We start from the raw sequence: 2,584 nt of genomic DNA on the forward strand, positions 1-2,584 counted from the left end.
GGGGTCCGGGTGGCCGTGGAGCCGGGGTGAGGTCCGTAGCCCGCGGGCCCCGGTGACCGCCGGCTTCGGGCGGTTGTCAGTGGTGGTGTCTAGCATCCGGGCATGCGAGCTTCAGGAACGTTCGAGGTCGAGGAGTTCAGCCCGGCGCCGCTGCGGCAGCCGGAGCCGGTGGTCGAGACGGCGGTGCCCGTCGGGGTGGCCACCATGCGCAAGCGGTACGGGGGCGAGATCGACGGGGTGTCGTCGACCCTGTTCACCGCCGCCTACGACCAGGACAGCGGCACCGGCACCTATCTGGCGATGGAGTCCTTCCGGGGCTCCCTCCACGGGGCGGCCGGCACCTTCAACTTCGCCCACTCGGCCACCACCCGGGGTGAAGGGCGCGAGGCCGAGTTCTTCGTGATCGTGCCGGGCAGCGGTACGGAGGCGCTGACCGGGATCCGAGGGGCCGGCGGGCTGGCCGTCGACGCCGACGGCACCCATCGGATCTGGTTCGACTACGAGGTGGGTGGGCCCGCGGCTCACTGACCGGTGCGCGGGAAGCTGACCTCCACTCGGCGGTTCTTCTTCCGCCCGGCCTCCGTCGAGTTGTCCGCGATCGGGTACTGCTCGCCGTAGCCGCGCACCTCGAAGGTGACGTCCGGGTCGTTCAGGTCCTGGTCCAGGACGGCCTGGACGGCGTTGGCGCGCTGCCTGGACAGGACGTCGCCGTGGGCGGACGAGCCGAGGTTGTCGGTGAAGCCGAAGACGCGGATCTGGGTCGCGTTCTGCTTCTTGATCTCCTCGGCGATCGTCGCGATGCGTGCCTTCGCCTCGTCGCCGAGCTTGGCGCTGTCCTTGCTGAACAGCACCTCGGCCTGGAGCGCGAAGGTCACGTCCGCGTTGGTGTCCTCCCGGCGCTCGTCCCCGCTCTGGTCCTCCACGACCGACTTGATGTCCAGCACCTTGGGCTGCACGAGGGTGGCGCCCTCGGGCAGCTTGAGGTCCGGGTCGGTGGGGTCGATCTTCACGGGCGCGGTGGCGGAGGGTTCCGTACCCGGGGGCTCACTGGGTCCGGTGTCGTCGGCCCGGGCGAGCGAGAGGTTCGTGAGGACGAGGAGGGTTGCGGCGGTGAGGGTGAGGGTGAGGCGGGGTGTGGTGGTCACTTCGGCCTCACCCGGAGATCTGGATGGATGCCGTGGGGAACCCGGGCAACTGGAAGTCGACTTCGGATGTGGCGGCGGGCGGGGCGGGGAACTGCATGAAGACCTGGGTCTCCTCACCGGCCTTCAGCGACGTCAGTCCGGTGGTCGTGAGTGGTCGTCCATCTGTGTCGCGCAGAACGTAGTAGCGCTTCTTCCCTTTGGAGTCGACGAGCGTGGCGCCGCCCAGCGAGCTGCCGTTCCTGATGATCTCGGTCTCGTTTCCGCGAACGCTTGACGGGATGATCGCGGCACTGCCGCTGTCGTTCTTCAAAGCGCCGTTCACGGTGACGAATCCGCCCGCGTCCCTCTGGACCGAGGTGATCGACAGGAGTAGGCCACTGGGCCCCTTCAGCTCGGCCAACGGCTCGTCGGACTGGCCTTCTTGAGCACTCGGCTTGGACCCGCCGCTTCTGGTCGCGGAGGCTGATCCCTCCGGCTTCTTCCCGTCGTCGCCCCCACCGCCACAGCCAGCTACTCCGACGGCCAAGCAGGCCGCAGCGGCCAACGCGACCATCCCCCTGCGGGCCTTCGCAGTGAACCGAATGCTCATCGCTCCGCTTCCTTCATCGTTCGTCGTTCGTGGCCAAGTGGACGTCGAAAAGGTCATCCGGGCCCGGCAGACCGGCTTTGTCATCCGGGTTCACGTCCCAGGTCTTGTCCCCGCAGATGAGTCGGGGCAGCGCGTCTCTCCCTGTGTCCGCACTCGGGGGATCGCACAGCGGCTCGATCACGGCTTTCGCGGACTCGGTGGACTTGATGCCCTCCGTCCCGGGCACGACCGAGTCACCGACCGGTTTGTTGGTCTCGACCGTCACCTCGTACTTCAGCGGACCAGGGGCGCAGCCCTGCAGACTCGCGTCGTTCTCTGCGGCCAGTTGCTCCGCCCGCCAGCAGTCGTCGCCACTGCCCTTGCCTTCGAAGATGTCCTGCCACTTGGTGGGGTCGGGCAGGTCAGTGAGCCACCTGTGCACGAGCTGGTCGCGTGTCTCCTGAGCCGCCGCCAGCGCCGCCGCGTCAGCCGCCGTCTGCGCTCCACTCCGATTCACCGCGGCCTGGCCGACGGCCAGGTAGGCGAACGCAAGAAAGAGCAGACCCGCCACCACCGTGATGTAGATGGGGAAGGCCTGCCCTGCGTCACCGAGCCGACGGCGAAGGATCAGGTGATCTCTTGGATCTTCGCCTGGATCTTGTCGAGGATCGACTGACCGATGTCCGTACCCGTGATCGCCAGCACGATCGCCACCACCACCGCGATGATCCCCAGGTACTCGACGGCGGTCTGGCCCTTGTCGTTGGTGCGTCGCTGCATCGCAACCACCAACTTCAGCATCAGGTCGCTCACAGTGCTTCCCTCCAGGTGCGCTTCCGACCCCGGAACCGTAAGACCCCCTCCCCCGCCC

General features: G+C 67.9%; 5 protein-coding genes. 1 reads left to right on the plus strand and 4 read right to left on the minus strand.

Annotated features, from left to right (window positions below; genetic code table 11):
* Positions 1-102: 102 nt before the first annotated feature.
* Entirely contained in the window at positions 103-528 is a 426-nt protein-coding gene (locus V7E45_RS39755) for a DUF3224 domain-containing protein (protein WP_333779167.1), read from the plus strand.
* On the opposite strand, the gene V7E45_RS39760 is transcribed toward V7E45_RS39755, so the two are convergent.
* Genes V7E45_RS39760 through V7E45_RS39775 form a run of 4 tightly spaced genes read right to left on the minus strand, consistent with a single transcriptional unit; the run spans position 522 to position 2,526 of the window.
* Entirely contained in the window at positions 522-1,145 is a 624-nt protein-coding gene (locus V7E45_RS39760) for an OmpA family protein (RefSeq protein ID WP_333779168.1), read from the minus strand. The genes V7E45_RS39755 and V7E45_RS39760 overlap by 7 nt on opposite strands.
* Positions 1,146-1,152: 7 nt before the next feature.
* The gene (locus V7E45_RS39765) at positions 1,153-1,734 is read right to left on the minus strand and encodes a hypothetical protein (protein WP_333779169.1); all 582 of its coding nucleotides are present in this window, start codon (positions 1,732-1,734) and stop codon (positions 1,153-1,155) included.
* Between the two features lie 13 nt (positions 1,735-1,747).
* The gene (locus tag V7E45_RS39770) at positions 1,748-2,341 is read right to left on the minus strand and encodes a pilus assembly protein TadG-related protein (protein WP_333779170.1); all 594 of its coding nucleotides are present in this window, start codon (positions 2,339-2,341) and stop codon (positions 1,748-1,750) included.
* The gene (locus V7E45_RS39775; RefSeq protein WP_333779171.1) at positions 2,341-2,526 is read right to left on the minus strand and encodes a hypothetical protein; all 186 of its coding nucleotides are present in this window, start codon (positions 2,524-2,526) and stop codon (positions 2,341-2,343) included. Before V7E45_RS39775 ends, V7E45_RS39770 begins: the two co-directional genes overlap by 1 nt.
* Positions 2,527-2,584: the final 58 nt, after the last annotated feature.

This window comes from Streptomyces sp. IBSBF 3136 (assembly GCF_036815105.1).
Classification (GTDB): domain Bacteria; phylum Actinomycetota; class Actinomycetes; order Streptomycetales; family Streptomycetaceae; genus Streptomyces.

Coding starts and splice junctions, on each gene's coding strand:
- V7E45_RS39755 (WP_333779167.1), top strand. CDS start 103: ATGCGAGCTTCAGGAACGTTCGAGGTCGAGGAGTTCAGCCCGGCGCCG.
- V7E45_RS39765 (WP_333779169.1), bottom strand. CDS start 1,734: ATGAGCATTCGGTTCACTGCGAAGGCCCGCAGGGGGATGGTCGCGTTG.